This is a genomic window from Mucilaginibacter tolerans, assembly GCF_030519375.1.
Classification (GTDB): Bacteria; Bacteroidota; Bacteroidia; order Sphingobacteriales; family Sphingobacteriaceae; genus Mucilaginibacter.
Window position 1 is genome coordinate 247,133 of sequence record NZ_JAUMKB010000001.1, and the last position, 17,686, is coordinate 264,818.

Annotated in this window: 16 protein-coding genes; 9 read left to right on the forward strand and 7 right to left on the reverse strand. The window is 40.9% G+C overall.

The genetic code is table 11. The features are described from left to right. Positions 1-52 precede the first annotated feature (52 nt). From Q3A68_RS01300 to Q3A68_RS01315, 4 genes are all read right to left on the reverse strand, one after another. Positions 53-556, reverse strand: coding sequence for a hypothetical protein (locus tag Q3A68_RS01300; protein WP_302899189.1), 504 nt, complete (start codon positions 554-556; stop codon positions 53-55). Positions 557-612: 56 nt separating this feature from the next. Continuing rightward, the gene (locus Q3A68_RS01305) at positions 613-1,089 is read right to left on the reverse strand and encodes a hypothetical protein (protein WP_302899190.1); all 477 of its coding nucleotides are present in this window, start codon (positions 1,087-1,089) and stop codon (positions 613-615) included. Between the two features lie 38 nt (positions 1,090-1,127). Further along, complete coding sequence (locus Q3A68_RS01310; protein ID WP_302899191.1) at positions 1,128-3,314, reverse strand: penicillin acylase family protein; 2,187 nt, start codon at positions 3,312-3,314, stop codon at positions 1,128-1,130. Positions 3,315-3,709: 395 nt separating this feature from the next. Beyond that, positions 3,710-3,946, reverse strand: a complete 237-nt coding sequence (locus tag Q3A68_RS01315; RefSeq protein WP_302899192.1) for a YciI family protein — start codon at positions 3,944-3,946, stop codon at positions 3,710-3,712. A 23-nt stretch (positions 3,947-3,969) separates the two neighbouring features. Here Q3A68_RS01315 and Q3A68_RS01320 point away from each other — a divergent pair, with 23 nt between their 5' ends. The 5 genes from Q3A68_RS01320 to Q3A68_RS01340 all read left to right on the forward strand — a co-directional run bounded on the left by Q3A68_RS01320 (position 3,970) and on the right by Q3A68_RS01340 (position 10,284). Then, the gene (locus Q3A68_RS01320) at positions 3,970-4,236 is read left to right on the forward strand and encodes a hypothetical protein (protein WP_302899193.1); all 267 of its coding nucleotides are present in this window, start codon (positions 3,970-3,972) and stop codon (positions 4,234-4,236) included. Positions 4,237-4,391: 155 nt separating this feature from the next. Continuing rightward, a complete protein-coding gene (locus Q3A68_RS01325) occupies positions 4,392-6,995 on the forward strand; it encodes a non-ribosomal peptide synthetase (protein ID WP_302899194.1) in 2,604 nt (867 codons plus the stop codon). 52 nt (positions 6,996-7,047) lie between these two features. Beyond that, positions 7,048-8,451: an aminopeptidase P family protein gene (locus Q3A68_RS01330; protein WP_302899195.1), complete on the forward strand. Its 1,404-nt coding sequence runs from the start codon at positions 7,048-7,050 to the stop codon at positions 8,449-8,451. Positions 8,452-8,789: 338 nt separating this feature from the next. Beyond that, a complete protein-coding gene (locus Q3A68_RS01335) occupies positions 8,790-9,032 on the forward strand; it encodes a hypothetical protein (protein ID WP_302899196.1) in 243 nt (80 codons plus the stop codon). A gap of 385 nt (positions 9,033-9,417) precedes the next feature. Next, positions 9,418-10,284 carry an alpha/beta hydrolase gene (locus tag Q3A68_RS01340; RefSeq protein ID WP_302899197.1) on the forward strand — a complete coding sequence of 289 codons (867 nt, stop codon included), beginning with the start codon at positions 9,418-9,420 and terminating at the stop codon, positions 10,282-10,284. Between the two features lie 41 nt (positions 10,285-10,325). On the opposite strand, the gene Q3A68_RS01345 is transcribed toward Q3A68_RS01340, so the two are convergent. After that, a complete protein-coding gene (locus tag Q3A68_RS01345; RefSeq protein ID WP_302899198.1) occupies positions 10,326-11,990 on the reverse strand; it encodes an ArnT family glycosyltransferase in 1,665 nt (554 codons plus the stop codon). A gap of 142 nt (positions 11,991-12,132) precedes the next feature. Between Q3A68_RS01345 and Q3A68_RS01350 the strand changes: the two genes are divergently transcribed. The 4 genes from Q3A68_RS01350 (at position 12,133) to trxA (ending at position 15,040) form a co-directional block, all read left to right on the forward strand. Continuing rightward, positions 12,133-13,029, forward strand: coding sequence for an MBL fold metallo-hydrolase (locus Q3A68_RS01350; protein ID WP_302899199.1), 897 nt, complete (start codon positions 12,133-12,135; stop codon positions 13,027-13,029). Then, positions 13,026-13,742: a hypothetical protein gene (locus Q3A68_RS01355; RefSeq protein WP_302899200.1), complete on the forward strand. Its 717-nt coding sequence runs from the start codon at positions 13,026-13,028 to the stop codon at positions 13,740-13,742. Before Q3A68_RS01350 ends, Q3A68_RS01355 begins: the two co-directional genes overlap by 4 nt. A gap of 12 nt (positions 13,743-13,754) precedes the next feature. Then, complete coding sequence (locus tag Q3A68_RS01360; RefSeq protein ID WP_302899201.1) at positions 13,755-14,621, forward strand: alpha/beta hydrolase; 867 nt, start codon at positions 13,755-13,757, stop codon at positions 14,619-14,621. Between the two features lie 122 nt (positions 14,622-14,743). Then, positions 14,744-15,040, forward strand: a complete 297-nt coding sequence (gene trxA, locus Q3A68_RS01365) for a thioredoxin (protein WP_302899202.1) — start codon at positions 14,744-14,746, stop codon at positions 15,038-15,040. A gap of 3 nt (positions 15,041-15,043) precedes the next feature. Here the strand turns inward: trxA and Q3A68_RS01370 are convergent, their stop codons facing one another. Both Q3A68_RS01370 and Q3A68_RS01375 read right to left on the reverse strand, forming a co-directional pair. Beyond that, a complete protein-coding gene (locus tag Q3A68_RS01370; RefSeq protein WP_302899203.1) occupies positions 15,044-16,240 on the reverse strand; it encodes an acetyltransferase domain-containing protein in 1,197 nt (398 codons plus the stop codon). 68 nt (positions 16,241-16,308) lie between these two features. Beyond that, entirely contained in the window at positions 16,309-17,511 is a 1,203-nt protein-coding gene (locus Q3A68_RS01375; RefSeq protein WP_302899204.1) for an acetyltransferase domain-containing protein, read from the reverse strand. Positions 17,512-17,686 lie beyond the last annotated feature (175 nt).

Below are 17,686 nucleotides of genomic sequence, written 5' to 3' on the forward strand. Positions count from 1 at the left end.
AAATGGAATAAGGAATTATTTGACATAAAACATTTTTGCCGTAAGGTAGAATTTAATTGATATCCTCGTGTTCTAATTGCTGAAGCATCTGATTATCAAAATCAAAACGGAGGTCATTTTCTACCTTTTCTCGGCTAGGACGTAAAAAAATAAAATAAGCGGACATTAGTGCGGTGATGAGCAGAAAAAAAACATTACCGCTAAGAATATAAGCAACTATCGAAAACAATGAGGGCCCCTGAATAAGTGCGAAACGGGTAATTAGAACCGATTGATAGCCTGAAAGTTTTTCCTGGAAGTTCTCTTTTTCGCGTAGAATATACTTTTGTTTCTTAAATATCAGGTACCCGCCAAAGAAGCCGCCCAACGCAAGGACCGGGACAATAAAAACAAACTCATCGTCCATATTCATTACACCAAAATATATCCTGGTTGTTTGGGCGAAAGCCACTATGGCAAACAGCATCTGAAATGCGAGCAAAGCCACATGGGTAAACGCCAGCGTTTTTAGCATGCTGTCGGGCGTGATCGATTTTAAGCTTCTGTTGTAGTCCATGGGTATGTGTTATTAAAGACACAACCCATTTTTACGGAAAGTTCGTGGTAAAGTTTCTATTTTTCGTCCAGTTGCACAGTTCCGGATCTTTTATCGCGCCCAACATTGATAACCGCCATGAAAAGTGAGTTATCAAACCGGAAAATATTCTGATAAGCATCCGAGCCCTGAAAAACCAGTGTCATGGTTGAACGTTTAGCCTGTGTAAGAAATGAATTAAGGTCCTGCAGGCGCAGTGTGTGATAAATCACCTGCCGGGTAGTATTGCCACTCATCATCAGATTAGTTTGGCCCAGTAATATCGTCTCGGCTATCGCCGGGTTTATCCTGTTACTCCTGTATTGCTCGTAACTCTTTCCATTAAGCACAGTTTTGCCTAGTGGCTTAAATCGTTTGGTTATTATTAAATAATTGTGCATCTGGTCAGTAGTCATGGCCGTGAGGCTCTGCAATTCTTCCAGCGACAAGCTTTGGGCACGGCACATCATACCTGCGAAAAGCAAAATAATAACAAACAGATATCTTTTTATCATATCAGTTACAAAAATGGCATGTCATCCCCCGAACTTCATCAATCCCCGGGATGATAACTTTTTATGGCATGTTTTATTACATCTGTTTTATAAAACCAAATGTCCTTAAAATGCCCGTTAATAAAACCTTCAGCCTGATCGCTAAAATGCGCAGATGAGGAATCAAATGACTCACCGCCTGTGATAATACTTTTGGCTTTCAGACGCGGACCAAACTCCACAGCAGCAATAAAACTATTGCCACTGTAGCCATACCGTTTTTGCGTGTTCGTGCTCTTGCTCTGGTAAGATGGCAGCTGTCCAAACTGCGACCCTACCAATGCTACGGGTAAGCTGGGTAATTTATCGTCAAATGTTATGCCATCTACGGGCCTTTGATAACGATTTATTTCGCCCCATTCTATTTTCCACGTCCCGTAGCGGTTTTCGAGGGTTTTTAGCGACTCGCTAAATATCTCCAGTTGCTTCTGCGGGCTTATTTTTTTTAGCATTTGTGCGAAACGCTCTGTCTGATAGGTAGATTCTTCCACAGTCTGCGCATGAGGCAACTCATCGATTAATCGTGTCCCCCATTCTACTGCAATGGTTGTGGCTACCGAATTGCTGGCTGATTGGCGGTCCCATTTTTTCATTAAATCAATTGGTTCGGCAAGGGCTTTTTTAATTGAATCATTGGCAGATTCATAACTGCTGAATAATGAAGGCAACACATCATCAAACATAGCCAGGTAGTGATCATAGCCTTTAGCGATCAATTCATCGAGAGACACATTTTTAGCATTGCTGAATAACCTGAGTGCGTTTATACCACGATAGTTTTGCCCATTTGTTGCCATATAGGCCGGGTAGTTATTTTTATTGGGGCTGCTGGCGCCAGAACAGGTATATGGGGTAGAATTACAATTCTCTATCCATCCTGTCATCGGATCATAGATGTGCACAATCTCATTTAAGGGGTGCGTTCCCTGCCATTCTGTTGCAGGAATAGTACCATCTACAGGCAAAGCCCAGTCCAGGTTAGGATCACGCTTAGGCATAAAGTTGCCATTCCAGAAAGCGATATGCCCCTTGTCATCAGCATAAACGGTATTATTACTACCGTTAGACACCAATTGCATAGCTTTTTTATATTCCTCAAAATTGTGGGCTTTCGTAATCAGCCACGATTCCAGCAGGGCTTTATAAGAACGATTATTCGATCGCAAGGCCAGCCATTTACCGCTACGGCTGCCTAACACCGGCCCATGATGTGTGTAATAACCGGTTATAACACGCTGATCCTTTTTTCCCCCATTTTTAACTTCTATTACTAAATTCCTCGTGACAACTGGTTTCAGGCTTCCATTATATTCATAATACCATTTGCCATCTTTTTTGAATACCTTTTCAGCGTATAAGTCGGCAACATCAGCATTACTGGTAGTATGCATCCATCCGCAATGCGGGTTAAAGCCCTGGTATACAAAAAAATTACCCCAGGTAGCCGCGCCATACACATTCAAACCTTCGTCGCTGACCATGTGTACCTCATCCCTGAAATAAAATGGCACATGCGGATTGATGTACAGCATAGCATGTCCGGACGCCGTTTTTGATGGTGCCAATGCAAAACCATTGGAGCCGGTTTCTCTATCGGTTATAATATTCTCTGTTGAATGTGCATTTGATATATTCCCCAGGCTTTCCGGTCCATTGCTATAAAAATGGGCGGTCTCATTTATATTAATGCCCCCTGTTTGCGTCGCCGATACGCTGCCATCTGTAAACATTAAGGCATACCAGGGCTCAAAGTGATGAAAAACTGCCGGCTTTATTTCAGGATGTTTATACAGATAATAATTTATACCATCTGCAAAGGCATTCATCAGTTTTTTAAACCACAACGGGCTCACTTTGTAATCTTTTATAGCATCGGCACTATCAGCAATTAGTTGTAGTTGTATATCAGTATATAACTTACTATCACCATCAATTTCGGATTGCCTGCCAAGTTGATATGCATAGTTGCGTTCTATCCCTTTAAAATTCTCTTCACACTCCGCATACATTAGTCCAAAAACGGCATCGGCATCTGTTTTTCCATAAATGTGTGGTATACCCCAATTATCGCGAATGATAGTTACAGCCCGTGCTTCTGTTTTGAACCGCGTTACCTCATTTTTCGTAAAACTTTGAGCGGCGCACCAAATTGGTATACACAACGCAGCTGCTAGTATATTTTTCATTTTTATCTCGTTTGCCGTAACAATCCCGCCTAAATCTATATCAAAAGCTTATTTTTTTGACATAATTTATTATAATTGTACCAATAACACTTATTTTTATAATACAATAAAATATTAGTTTTACGTGAACACAATTTTTCATAGAAACTTCTGTTCAATAATATTGAAAAATATATTGATCTTTTGAAAACAAAACCCTCAATTGATTGATATACAAGGTATAAATAATTTACCCTGTTTAAAACAAAAAGCAGGTTCCATTTGAAAACACAAGATCGTAGACCGATCATATAAGAGCTTGGATTAATATTCAAATATTATCTGAGATTTAGTTGAATCAATATCATTGAGAGTGATATTGTGGTGCGTTCCGGGGTGAGATACGGAACGCATTTTTATTTTGGAGGAACCACCGCCCTCATTGGGTAATATTCATAGTAATTAATATTTGCTGCCGGGTCGTTCCTAATCAGATCTTTCAACTGATCCTCCGTATCAATCTCAACCACCCCTGCTCCATAAACCGCTTTTGGATCCATCACCGGGCCAAACACCACCACTAATCCCCTGTTCATTAAGTCAGTCCAATAGGCAACGTGCTGCAGCATGATCGCCCTTTCTTCTGCTGTCATATCCTGCGCAAAAGTTGGCCGGCATGGATTTAGTTTTAAAAAGTAATGCGGCATATTCTTATAATTGGGTTGTTATCAAAGATAACATTCTGCGCCTAATGCCTGAAAAGTTAAAAAATGTCACTCATTTTTTCCAAGGTATCATGCAGGTGTTTTTAGGCTTTCATAACAGAATAGCGCCGTGTTTACGCAATATTTATTGCCTTTTTGATGTTGATATGATGCAAAACCTTGACCAAAAAGTTGCAGCATATATTTTAAAGAGTGGTTCGGAAAAGAAAAATAAATGATTGTTATGGATTTTCCTTTTAAATCCGATATTTGACTGAAGTCAAACAATTTATCGCTTTTTTCGTAAGAATGAAAAAGCGTGTTATAAACCTAAAAGTTATTTATTGATTAAGTATGCTTTCGGGGGGATGCATGTTGATTAAAACACTCTAATATGCTTAATCAAACTTTATCAAATATATTGGACAAAGAGGCTACAACTAAAGTGAATGAAAATCAACTATTTGATGATTTAAACAACACATTCTTCGATTACCCAAAAGATAAAACGCTTGTAGACCTCTTTTATGAACAGGTAGACAAGACACCAAATAATATTGCCCTGATTTTTGGAAATACAGAATTCACGTATAGCGAACTAAACACGGTAAGCAATCAATTTGCTGATTATTTAAACCAAACATATTCAATTAGGCCAGACGAATTAGTTGGCATGATGCTGGACCGCAGCGAGTGGATGATCATTGCGATACTGGGAATATTAAAAGCCGGCGGTGCTTATGTACCTGTTGACCCAGATTATCCGCAAGACCGTATTAATTATATCAAAGAAGATTGCGCATGCAGGGTGTTTGTAGATTACAATGAGTTAGATGCTTTTAGGCTATCGAAGCATAAATACAGTACGCAGAATAAAAAAAGCGATTTAATATCATCTAACCTGGTATATTGTATTTATACCTCAGGCTCTACGGGCAAACCAAAAGGTGTGTTGGTAGAGCACCGGAATGTAGTTAATTTACTATGGTCGCAAAAAGAAGTATATAAAATAACACCGGATGAGCGGGTGCTGCAATTCTCCACTATAACTTTTGACCCGTCAGCCGAACAAATATTTATTGCATTCCTGACAGGTGCGGGTTTAGTTATTATAAATAAAAACACCCTGCTGGATGTAAAATCTTTTGAAAAATACATTATAGCTAAAAAGGTAACACATATACATGCGGTACCGACATACCTGGCGGAATTAACCATAGAGGATATGAGCCAGGTAAAACGGGTAATAACAGGCGGAGAAAGTTGCCTGCCCGCACTTGCTGCAAAATGGAACAACCACTGTACTTTCATCAATGAATACGGGCCGACCGAAACCACCATCACCTCTATTGAGTATGTATTTGAAAAAAGTGGCAATCCTTATCCCTTTATCCCTATTGGCCGACCAGTAGCCAATACGCAAATTCATATGCTCGGTGAGAACAAGGAACTGATGCCTTTTGGTGAGATCGGCGAAATTTACATCGGCGGCGATGGCGTAACAAGAGGATATTTGAACCGGCCGGAGCTGACCAAAGAAAGATTTATAGAGAACCCACATAAGCCCGGTGATCGGATATACCGCACTGGCGACGTAGGCAGATGGTTACCTGACGGTAATATAGAATACCTGGGGCGAATAGATGACCAGGTAAAAATAAGAGGCTACCGCATAGAATTGGATGAAATATCGGCCATATTAGAAAAGCACCCTAAAGTAACTGCTGCAGTAGTGGTTGCCCGGGCGGTTAGCGGCGAGGATAAAGAACTGATAGCTTATGTCACCGGCCCGGCAGAAATAGCTGAACTGAATGCGTATTTGAAATTACAGCTACCCTCATACATGGTACCGGGTTACTATGTCAGCCTTGAAACGTTGCCATTAACCAGCAATGGGAAAGTCGATAAGAAAAACCTTCCGCTGCCAACAGAGCGCTATCATGAAAAACGAACAGATTTCAAAGCTGCTTCAAGTGAATTGGAGAAAACACTGGTTAATATATGGCAGAAAATACTGAATATCGAGCAAATTGGCATTGATGATAACTTTTTTGATCTGGGTGGCACTTCATTGGCCGCTGTGAGAGCTATGGGTCAGATCAATACCGCTACCGACTCCAGTTTAAGCTCAACAGTATTATATCAGCAACCTACCATCAGAGGGCTGGCCAAAAAAATTGACAGCAATAGCGCACTTGACGTAAATCCCATTATCCTACTGAAAGAAGGTACCGGGTCTCCTTTGTTTATATTTCCACCCTGGAGCAGTTATCCGACCATATTTAATGAATTTGTTAACAGTTATAACGCTGACAATCCTTTATATGGCATTATTTATACCGAGGACCATGAAAACTTCCCTTATAAAAGTGTGCAGGAGTATGTAAAGTTTATTGTCGGTCACATCAAAAAATTGCATCCTAAAGGTCCATATAACTTATTGGGATACAGCCTTGGGGCAAGAACTGTATTTGAGGCAGCGGTACAACTACAGCAAGCCGGTGAAAAAGTGAACATGGTGGCTGCCATAAGCCACTTCCCTTCATATCCATCAAAAAGGCTGTTTTTGAGCAGAAGGATCCTTGATGAAATAAGAGTTTTCCAGAAAATAAAGCCAAGCTTAAAGTTCAAATATCTATACCTGCGGTTGCCTCATTTCATAAAGCTGGTTATGCAGGGAAAACAAAACCTTCCGGAAATAGTACTCGAAGTAGAAACGCAAAATCGCATATTTGAGATACACGATTCATATGAGACGAATCAAAGGTATTGCGGGGAGCTGTTATTAATTTATGAGCCCAATCCTGACGGTGATGAATCTGAATTTAAAAAGGTCCAGGTTTACCGGAATTCGATTTTCAGGCAATTGTGGAGCAAGTACATTGATGGTAATATTATAGAAAAGATAGTAGAAACCAGGCATATCGATTTCTTCAAACAACCGGTGGTTAAAGAGGTAACCGGCATCATCGAATCTTATCTGGCCGACAAAAAATAAGAACCATATCAATTAAAATATATCTGTCCGTTTGGATAGATATATTTGCTGCATGGAACTAAATCTATTTGACAAACAGGTTTACACTGACCGAAGAAGCATTTTAAAACATAATATTGGAAATGATGGACTCATCCTTTTACTGGGGAATGAGGACAGCAGCATGAATTACAAAGACAATTGTTACCCTTTCAGACAGGATAGCGGTTTCCTTTATTATTTCGGGTTGGACATCCCCTCGCTGGCTGCGGTAATTGATACTGAAACGGGCGATGAAGTAATTTTTGGCAATGAGCTGACCATTGATGATATTGTGTGGACCGGCACTTTGCCTACGGTGAACGAAATGGCGGGCATGGTTGGCGTTTCACAAACGAAGCCATACAACCAAATCATTCATTATGTGCACAAGGCGTTGATTTCGGGGAGAAAGGTTCATATCCTTCCTCCATACCGGCCCGAGAATAAAGAAAAACTGGCCGAATGGTTTAACACCAGTCTTGGTGATGTAAAAGACTACGTTTCGGTAAAATTGACGAAGGCTGTTATTTCGCAACGCGTAATAAAAACTCCGCTTGAAATTGCTGAAATGGAAAAAGCCGTTTCCATTAGTGTGGATATGATGCTTAATGTGATTAAGCACACCCGATCCGGCATAAAAGAATACGAATTGGTAGCCAAAGCGCATGAAACAGCCATTGCTAATAACGCGCGCTTGGGCTATCCCGCTATTATTACGACGCACGGGCAAACCCTGCATACCCACTATTATGGCAATACTTTACACGAAGGCCGCATGGTATTAAGCGATATAGGTGCAGAAAACGAAATGCATTATGGCGGAGATCTTACCCGTACCTTTCCGGTCGGCCGCAGGTTTACCGGCAGACAGAAAGAATTATATGAAGTAACGTTGAACTCGATGGACCATGCAATCAGCATGTTAAAGCCGGGGGTAAGATATAAAGATATCCACTTGGCTGCGTGTCAAAAGTTGGTTGAGGGCTTAACGCAGGTAAATCTGATGAAAGGAGACCCGGCAGAAGCAGTGGCAGCAGGTGCACATACCATGTTTTTTCAATGCGGATTGGGCCATATGCTGGGGATGGACACACATGATATGGAAGACCTGGGTGAACCATTGGTTGGCTATACTGATACATTGAAAAAGGAAACACAGATATTCGGACTGAAGTCACTGCGTCTTGGTCGTGAACTGGAACCCGGTTTTGTGCTGACTGTAGAACCAGGTATCTATATCATCCCTGAATTGATCGACCGCTGGCAGGCAGAAAAGAAATATGCTGATTTCATCAATTACGATGTATTAAACACCTATCGTGATTTTGGCGGAATACGCATCGAGGATAATTTCCTGATTACCGATACAGGGTATCACTTACTAGGTAAATATCTCCCTAAAACATTAAAAGAGATTGAGGCATTGAAAGAATAATGCCCGACAGTTTTCGTTTTGTCTTTATCGTTGCTCCCGCCCAATAATTTAACTATTCCGCAATCTTTTTAAAATTCTACTTTTTTTAATTGTCAAATTAACACAAAATAAACTGAATCCAATACACTTAGTTACAACATTAACAATCATCAAAAACTGACCATATCCCAACAAAACACTGTCCCATTTTTCGCCAAAGCAATAAATGGCAGAATGACAATTAACATTTATTTAACAAAAAGATGAACTTTTGTTACACTATTACGTAAAATATTCTTTATATTCGTATTCTTAAACACACGTAACCTAAATTAATAAAAAGGAAAGGGGCGTATATTATGATACAGAGATCAGCATTTTATCCTGAACGTCAGTTTCACTTGTTAATTAATTTTAAAGATGATGAACGCTGTCTGGCAGTCTTACCTGACGAAACAGGTAAGTTCCTTGTAGTTGATCAGGGTAAAGTACTTGGCCAACTTGGATTTGACAAACAGTTGAACTGTGTATCATGCGATTGCGAATTAGATGATATGATCCTTAGCCAGCTGCACAAAGGGATTAAAAATCATTACTCGTAATTAGGGTCTGCCGGTATTGGTACGCAAGTTATTTCCAGCATCAGCTAATACTGATGCTTTTTTTATATTCCCCGTACAACTACTCCTAATTTAAAAATTGCCAATAAACGCATTATCCGCTGAGGCGTTCTGTTGTTTCGTTGTGATAGATGCAGGGTTAGTTTGTGGCTTAGGGTTAGTAATGTTTTACTATAACCAGAAGGCCAAACAGCGGATTAATGCGTTTGATGGCTGGATCACTATATTAAAACTATAAACTCTCAATAATTGACATTACGAAAGCCTGCTGCTAATTGCTACAGTGGCAGTAAAATAATTATTACAACTTTTGATACCTGTGTTTTAATACTAATTTTATGCATCACCTGTTATAAAACCCACATGCATGAAAACCACCCTGTCAGCTATTATAGCTTTGCTTTTGTTTATTTCGGTTAATGTATTTGCTCAAACGGGCAAAGTGTACGATAATCTTAGCCTCCCAAGTAAGATACTGAAAGGCGAACGGAAGTATGCGGTCTACCTGCCACCCGATTATGAAACATCCGGTAGAAGTTATCCCGTTCTGTACTTGTTGCATGGCTCAGGCGATGACCAGACCGGCTGGGTACAATTTGGCGAGGTCTTGCATATTGCTGATAAGGCGATTAACGCAGGTAGCGCCACTCCAATGATCATTATTATGCCGGATGCCAATACAGGCCGTCGCGGATATTTCAACGATCCGCGGGGCGACTGGAATTATGAGGATTTCTTTTTTAAGGAACTGATACCTTATGTAGAGAAGAAATACCGCATAAAAAATGATAAACGCTACCGCGCCATAGCAGGTTTATCAATGGGCGGGGGCGGAAGCTTTGTTTATGCATTGCACCATGCCGAAATGTTTTCATCCGCTTGTCCGCTGAGTGCATCAACAGGTCCGCTTACAGTAGATGATGCAAAAAAGCAATTAGTGAAACTGGATCCCAATATCGCTGATTCAACTGTAACCAATTATTATAACCGCCACAGCGTAGTGGCCCTGATAAACAATATACCCGACGATCAGAAAAAAGCGGTCCGCTGGTATATTGATGATGGCGATGACGATTTTTTATATGAGGGCAATTGTCTGGTACACATCGCCATGCGTAAAAAGGAAATTCCTCATGAATTCCGCATACGTGACGGCGGGCACACCTGGACCTACTGGCGGGAATCATTGCCGGAAGTGCTGGCGTTTGTATCGCAGGCGTTTCATCAGTATTAATTCGAGTCAGGCTTACGAAGTTTTAAAAACTTTGTAAGTCTTTATTTTACTATCACCAGCTCACTGTAAGTAAGCTCTTTTTCGCGCGTATTTTTATTCAGAAAAGTGGGTTTAAGGCGTGATATCCAATAACGCTCAAAAGTTTTCACATGCTGCAGCTGCCAGCCTTTGGCTTTTAGGTCATTGATGATGTCAGTTTGGGCAAAGAGTAAATATGGCTTATCAGGATGAGGCCCTGTGCCATCCGTGTTGATATTGGTTAAAGGTTGATCAAGATAGAACTCCATCGCAAATGGCACATCTCCACTTTGTGCAACCGGTAATTTATCAGGGTTATTTTGATTGATGAAAAATGCAGCCTGGGTAAGCGCCTGGTAATGCAGCAGCGATGGATAAAACGCCAGGTTAAGATATAGATTCACAAAAAATGAAACCAGCAAAGTTTGGTAGCCTATCTGCCAGAAAGCTTTATTAGTGATTTTTATTGGCAATACGAACCAGGCTGTAAATAACACTAAAAGTATAATTCCGGTCAGCAGATTAAATTCCTCAGGTTTGAAAAAGTAGTTTAATACGACAACCAAAACAAATAATAAGACAGCAACAATCAATTGAGTAATCCGCACCGCCCGGATACTTTTCTGGGCACTTAAGCGATAGAAGTATTGTGCCGTGATAATTGCAAAAAATGGAAAAACGATATTGAGGTAATGCGGCAATTGAAATCTGGATGCCGAAAACACCAGGAAGGTCAGTAGTGAACCGCAGATGCAATACCATTCTTCTTTTTGGACATTTTTAACACCTTTCCGGATAGATTGGAATACCGCTGCAAACAACAAAAGCGACCATGGTAAAAAAGCCCACAAAGTGGTATGGATAAAAAAGGTTGGATCACCACTGCCTTTGATGGGCCCGGTATTAAAAAAGCGACCAAACTGGCTATCCCAGTAAAAGAAACGGATGCCTGAAACACCAGTATGTCCGAATACTATTTTCTCGGGATGCAAATCGAATTGCTCATAAACGCAATACAATTCCGGCAAGGTAAATAATATAGTCAGCACGATTGCCACCAGCGAGCGCCAGTGAAAGAGTTGTTTCCATTGTTTGGTAATGATCAAATGCCCTGCAATGGCCCCTCCTATCGGTATCAGGGCGAACATACCTTTGGTCATTACAGAGCAGGCAGCAAAAACGCAACCTGCCAGTAAATGCCAAAAATTATTCTGACTATAGGCTTTATAAAAATGATAGACTGAAGCGATTACCAGTCCTGTCAGATAAGGCTCTGCCCGCACATCATAATTTGAAATGACGATATGCTGTGCGGTCAGCAGTATCAATGCCGACCAAAGAGCTACCTCTTTGTTGTACAAGCTTTTGGCGAACAGGTAAGTATACCATACGCCCATCATCAGAAAGAGTACTCCGGGTAGTTTATAAGCCCAGGTAGTAAAGCCAAATAAGTTGAACGAAAGGGCTGAGACCCAGAAAGGGAAATGGGGCTTATCCAGCCAATCAGCCCCTTGGGCATACAGGTTGACATAATCGTGCTTTAGTACCATGGTTTTGGCTATGGTGGCATACAAGGTGCCATCGGGGCCGATGATGGTAATGAACAATCCGCTAAAATTTACAAAAACGGCTATAGTGATGAAGATATAAAGCCATTTGAAATTGGTAGCGGTTGTTTGTTCGTTCACGGGGTAAAGGTAATATCGAATAATGAATTTTTGAATAATGAATATCGGGTAAGCCACTTTCATCAATCCATAAAAATATTACAAAGCCCTCTTATCTTGTTTGAAGTAAATTTCCCTAACTTCAAATCAAAAATCATCAACCATGCAACGTCGTAGTTTTTTATTGAATACTGCCGTAGCGGCAGGTGCATTTACCCTATTTGGCAAAAGAAGCTTTGCCTCATCAATTTTCGATGATCCTGTACAGTTCAAGTTGCTTCGCGGTAACGTAGGCATGTTTGCAGAAAAAGGCGGCACCATTGCCTGGTTAACCAACAAGGAGGGTATTGTAGTTGTCGATGCTGAATTTCCTGAACAGGCTACCCATCTGATATCAAAACTGAAAGAGCAATCCGACAAGCCTTTTCAGTGGCTCATTAATACCCACCATCACGGCGACCATACCAGCGGCAATATTTCATTCAAGGGTATCGTAAAAAATGTAGCCGCTCATGCCAATTCGCTGACCAATCAAAAGAATTCCGCAATCGCGCAAAAGAAGGAAGATCAGCAATTATATCCGGATACTACTTATACCGATACATGGAAAATAAAAGTAGGCGACGAAAGCATCCGGACGTATTACTATGGACCTGGCCACACCAATGGTGATAGCATGATCCATTTTGAACATGCTAATGTGGTACATATGGGTGACTTGATGTTTAACCGACGTTATCCTTTTATCGACCGAAGCGCCGGTGCTTCCGTAAAAAACTGGCCCGTAATTCTTGAAAAAGCTCAGAAAACATTCAGCAACGATACCATTTTTATATTTGGGCATGCCTATGATCCGTTAAAAGTAACCGGCACCATGGAAGACCTAAAGGCAATGCAAAACTTCATGGAAAAACTGGCTGATTTTGTGCAAACCAGCATTAAAGCCGGAAAGAGTAAGGACGAAATATTACAGGCAAAATCTATCCCGGGAGTTACCGACTGGCAGGGCGATGGTATAGACCGTGGATTAACTGCAGCATATGAGGAGTTTAGCTCATGAAGATAATTTCCGTAATCCTGGTTTTCTTTTTGCCATTCTCATCGCAGAAAGAGCTCAACTCTACCACGCTATTGCAAAAAATGTATGCCCGTTATCATGGTAAATGGCACAACAGTTTGTCGTTCAATCAAACTACAGAACGATACAAGAACGACAGCCTGATAAAATCGGACACCTGGTATGAGCGTATCGCTTATCCTGATATGCTCCGCATTGATATTGGCAGCAAGGAAAGTGATCATGGAATAATCTTCAGAAAGGATTCGACCTATATTTTTAATAATAACAAGGTAACCCGGAGCCTCAAAAATGAAAATGAGCTGATCTTCTTTTTAGGTGGATTATACTTTTTTTCTTTTGATGATGTGCTTGAACATTTTAAGGCTTTACATTATGATCTTTCGAAGTTTCATACCACCACCTGGAAAGGCAAAGCAGCTTATGTGATCGGCGCCGATAAGGATGATGAAAAAGTAAACCAATTATGGATTGATCAGGATAAGCTGATTCCTTTGCGTTTTATAAAATATGAAGACAACAGTAAGGAAGAAGGCCTGTTTGAAGACCATATCGCATTAAAAGCTGCATGGAGCGAAACCAAATGTAAGTTTTATATCAACGACCAATTACTCCAGGTAGAAACGTATCATGATGTAACTCCAGGTGGACCACTGGATAAACGAATATTTGAACCATCAGCCATAGGAAAATAAAAACCAATCCCAATGCTCAAAAAACTACTCCTCCTCCTTTGCTTTTTGCCGGTCATCGCATCAGCTCAAACCAAACAATTTGTAATTCCGCTTTGGGAAAAAGGTGCTCCCGGTTTTGAAAAACTAAAGGACGTACCCGAACAAGCCAAGGACTATTGGGTAAAGAATATCAATAACCCTACACTCACCGTTTTTTTGCCGCCTAAGGATAAGGCCACAAGGTCGGCCATTGTGGTATGTCCTGGTGGAGGACATAGGTTATTGGTTTTTAATGCGGAGGGCATTGAGCCTGCCAAATTTCTGAGCGATATGGGTGTAGCTGTGTTTGTGCTAAAGTACCGTCTGGGACGCGACACAAACACACCATCGTATAAAATTGACATCCATGGCAAAGAAGATGGTTGCCGGGCTATGCGATTGGTAAGAAGCCGCGCAGCTGAATTTGGTATTGATCCCAATAAAATTGGCCTGATGGGCTTTTCGGCAGGTGGTGAAGTGGTTGATATGGTGAGTTTTGAACCTGATGCACCGCATCGCGACGCGATCGATAATGCAAGTGCGAAACCGAATTTTATAGTACAAATTTACCCCGGCCCGCTGTTTATTCCGGACGATATTCCTCATGATTCTCCGCCTGCATTTTTGCTGGCTGCGAATGATGATGCCTGTTGCTCACCGTCAGTAGTAAGATTATTGGTGGCCTACCGCAAAGCCAAAGTACCGGTTGAAGTACATCTGTATACCAAGGGCGATCATGGCTTTAACATGGGCAACAGATCCCGATTAAAAACGATCAATACCTGGCCACAACGTTTGGCTGATTGGCTTTCCGACAATGGTTATTTAAAATCGACCGAGCGTCCTATGGAAGTGAAATAATTTGTTGGAAAGTTAGGGGCTTGCGTAATGTTGCATAAAGCTGACCGCTTGTGTTTAAGTTGATTTCTAATTTTGCAAACGTATTCCTTAGAGATATGTTAAAAAATAAAAAGGATTAAAGAATGGCAAATTTCCAGGAAATAATAAATGCTGAAACACCGGTACTGATCGATTTTTCGGCCGAGTGGTGCGGACCATGTAAAATGATGCCGCCGATATTGAAAGAAGTAAAAGATACTTTGGGCGATAAGCTCACTATCATTAAAATTGACATCGACAAAAACCCGGCTGCAGCACAGGCATACAAAATCAGCAGCGTACCCACGTTGATGATCTTCAAAAAAGGCGAAACCAAATGGCGCCAGAGTGGCGTGGTACAGGCCGCACAATTAAAGCAAATAGCTGAGCAGTTTATCTAGCAATTATAAATAACTCAGCCACCATTGGTCGTGGGTCTTTTTGTAGTTGCTGAACCACCTGCATGGGAAATATAGAATAGTGATTATGATGATCCATAACCCGTAAACGCCTAATAAAGTCGTTCCAAAACCTTGCGGCTGAAAGAGAATAGGTTGTCTCGGGCTTATGATCTGGCTCGAGTTATATCCCGAGGCAAAGAAAACAATAACAGTTGATAGCCTGATCAGGTACCAATGACACACGTAATAGAAAAATGGCACATTTCCAAAAACCATGATAAAGCTGGCAACCCGGCTTTTAATGCCTTCTGTAACGGATAGCACAACCAGGGCAACACCAAGTGTCATACAGAGATACAGTAAGGAACAAGGGTATTTGGTAGTATTAAAAAATGAGATAATGCTCAGCGAAATAGTTTTCTGGGGAGCCCAGGGATTCGGGTCGCCATAAACGTTGAAGTATCTAAACACGAGGAAAAACACCAACACCCCCAAACCTGTATATCGTAATATTTTTCTTCTCCTTGCCCCATCAAAAGTTTTCCGGTAAAGCTGGCCAAAGCCATAACCAATAAACATCACACCCGACCACGGCAAAAGTGCATAGGCCACAAGCATTCCGCGATTGGGCCCAAAGGGAACGAAAGCGCCAAATCCGGCACCAGAAACGAACATTTTACCTGCAACACTATTATTAATAAAGTCTACTTTTTCTATATCGAATATATTGTGTCCCAGGAAGATGATCAGGCCGATAGCGGTTATTACCTTAATAGGTATTTTAAGCATAATCATCAACCCTAAAAGCATCATACTCCCTCCTATGGCCCATATAACCTGTAAAATCAGCACATTATAAAACGGATTAAGCGTTATGGCAAGTGAAATGATTGCCACTTCAACGAATAGGAGCCAGAAACCGCGTCTGATCAGAAATATACCCAGCTGATTTTCGGTCCTGCGCATCCCGGCGAGATAAGCCGAAACACCACTTAAAAACACAAATGTGGGTGCACAAAAATGTGTGATCCACCTGGTGAAAAATAAAATTGGCGTTGTTACAGACAGGTCGGTTGGCTCAGGAGAACCATGATAAAAATCCCGGATGTGATCGATTGCCATGATAAGCATCACTGCACCTCTCAATATGTCGATAGATTCGATACGATGCCTGGGCTGGGATGTGATTACTGAGGTCATTGCTTGAAGAATTAAGGTATGACTAAGATACAGATTTTCATCACATTACCTCAAACACTTAATGTCTCCTACAGATAACTTAGCCACCATTGGTGGTGTGTGCGTTTGTATTTACTGTACCAGCGGCAAGGGAAATATAAAATGAGTATTACCGCCAGCCATACAACATACACACCCAAAAGATTGAACCCAAAGTCATCAGGCTGAAAATAATTTCTTCTGTGCGGGTTAACGATTTGACTACGATTAAAACCTGACGCATAAAAAACAATGATATTGATTGCTTTTATAAGATACCAATGGCATAAATAATAGAAGAAAGGTACATTACCATATACGATCAGGATACGGGTAAGCTTATTAGATATATTTTCAGTTACCGATAATATAACAAGCGCGGGCCCTAATGTTATGCACAGATATAAGAGTGAACACGGGTACTTTGTAACATTAAAAAATGATATAATACTCAAAATCGTAGTTTTTTGAACCGACCACGGTGAAGAATCGCCATAAATATTGAAAAACCTGAAAACAAGGAAAAAAAAAATCAGCGACAATCCGGAATACATAAGTATTTTTCTTCTTTTGACCACATCAAACGTTTTTTTATACAGCTGTCCCAAAGCATAACCTATCAGCATTACTGCAGTCCATGGCAAAAGTGCATAAGCCATTGCCAGTCCGTGGCCATTACCTAGCGGCCAAAAACCTGCCGGTCCGCGACTTGTAGTTAAAAGTAACTTACCCAAAAAAGTATCCGTTACTGCGTGAGTTTTGATAACATCGAATATATTATGTCCGAATAATAGGATCACACCTATCATACCAATTACCCGCCATGACACCCTCAAGGCCACCAGCACTCCTAAAATAACCATACTTCCGCCAATGGCCCATATCACCTGTAATATAAGCACGGGGTAAAAAGGATTTAGGGTTATTGCAAAGGTTATGACAACCAATTCAATCATGATTAGCCATAAGCCGCGTTTAATCAGAAACAGGCTCAATTGGTTCTCTGTTCTACGCGTCCCGGCCAGGTACGCAGACACACCTGTAAGTAAAACAAATGTTGGGGCGCAAAAATGAGTGATAAAACGTGTGAAAAATAACAATGGCGTGGTGATCTCCAGGTCATTCGGTTCCGGGTGTCCGTGGTGAAAAAAGTCCCTTACGTGATCTATTGCCATAATCAGCATTACTGCTCCTCTTAGAATATCAATGGATTCAATGCGATATTTTGTGGCCACGGCTGTGCCTTGATTCATTGTGCTGATTATTAGGATCTAACGAAGATATAAACATTTGCCACTATTAAACGGATTGTTAGTACTTTGGACGTTTTCAAGTACATTTTAAGCCCGTTTAAACTTATTTCAAAAAAATTAGTCATAAATAAGTTATTGTGTTACTTTTACACATAGACCAATTAAACTAAATAAA

Excerpts from the sequence above, each read along its gene's own strand:
- Q3A68_RS01300 (WP_302899189.1), bottom strand. The coding sequence starts at position 556 with ATGGACTACAACAGAAGCTTAAAATCGATCACGCCCGACAGCATGCTA.
- Q3A68_RS01305 (WP_302899190.1), bottom strand. The coding sequence starts at position 1,089 with ATGATAAAAAGATATCTGTTTGTTATTATTTTGCTTTTCGCAGGTATG.
- Q3A68_RS01310 (WP_302899191.1), bottom strand. The coding sequence starts at position 3,314 with ATGAAAAATATACTAGCAGCTGCGTTGTGTATACCAATTTGGTGCGCC.
- Q3A68_RS01315 (WP_302899192.1), bottom strand. The coding sequence starts at position 3,946 with ATGACAGCAGAAGAAAGGGCGATCATGCTGCAGCACGTTGCCTATTGG.
- Q3A68_RS01320 (WP_302899193.1), top strand. The coding sequence starts at position 3,970 with ATGGATTTAGTTTTAAAAAGTAATGCGGCATATTCTTATAATTGGGTT.
- Q3A68_RS01325 (WP_302899194.1), top strand. The coding sequence starts at position 4,392 with ATGCTTAATCAAACTTTATCAAATATATTGGACAAAGAGGCTACAACT.
- Q3A68_RS01330 (WP_302899195.1), top strand. The coding sequence starts at position 7,048 with ATGGAACTAAATCTATTTGACAAACAGGTTTACACTGACCGAAGAAGC.
- Q3A68_RS01335 (WP_302899196.1), top strand. The coding sequence starts at position 8,790 with ATGATACAGAGATCAGCATTTTATCCTGAACGTCAGTTTCACTTGTTA.
- Q3A68_RS01340 (WP_302899197.1), top strand. The coding sequence starts at position 9,418 with ATGAAAACCACCCTGTCAGCTATTATAGCTTTGCTTTTGTTTATTTCG.
- Q3A68_RS01350 (WP_302899199.1), top strand. The coding sequence starts at position 12,133 with ATGCAACGTCGTAGTTTTTTATTGAATACTGCCGTAGCGGCAGGTGCA.
- Q3A68_RS01355 (WP_302899200.1), top strand. The coding sequence starts at position 13,026 with ATGAAGATAATTTCCGTAATCCTGGTTTTCTTTTTGCCATTCTCATCG.
- Q3A68_RS01360 (WP_302899201.1), top strand. The coding sequence starts at position 13,755 with ATGCTCAAAAAACTACTCCTCCTCCTTTGCTTTTTGCCGGTCATCGCA.
- trxA (WP_302899202.1), top strand. The coding sequence starts at position 14,744 with ATGGCAAATTTCCAGGAAATAATAAATGCTGAAACACCGGTACTGATC.
- Q3A68_RS01370 (WP_302899203.1), bottom strand. The coding sequence starts at position 16,240 with ATGACCTCAGTAATCACATCCCAGCCCAGGCATCGTATCGAATCTATC.
- Q3A68_RS01375 (WP_302899204.1), bottom strand. The coding sequence starts at position 17,511 with ATGAATCAAGGCACAGCCGTGGCCACAAAATATCGCATTGAATCCATT.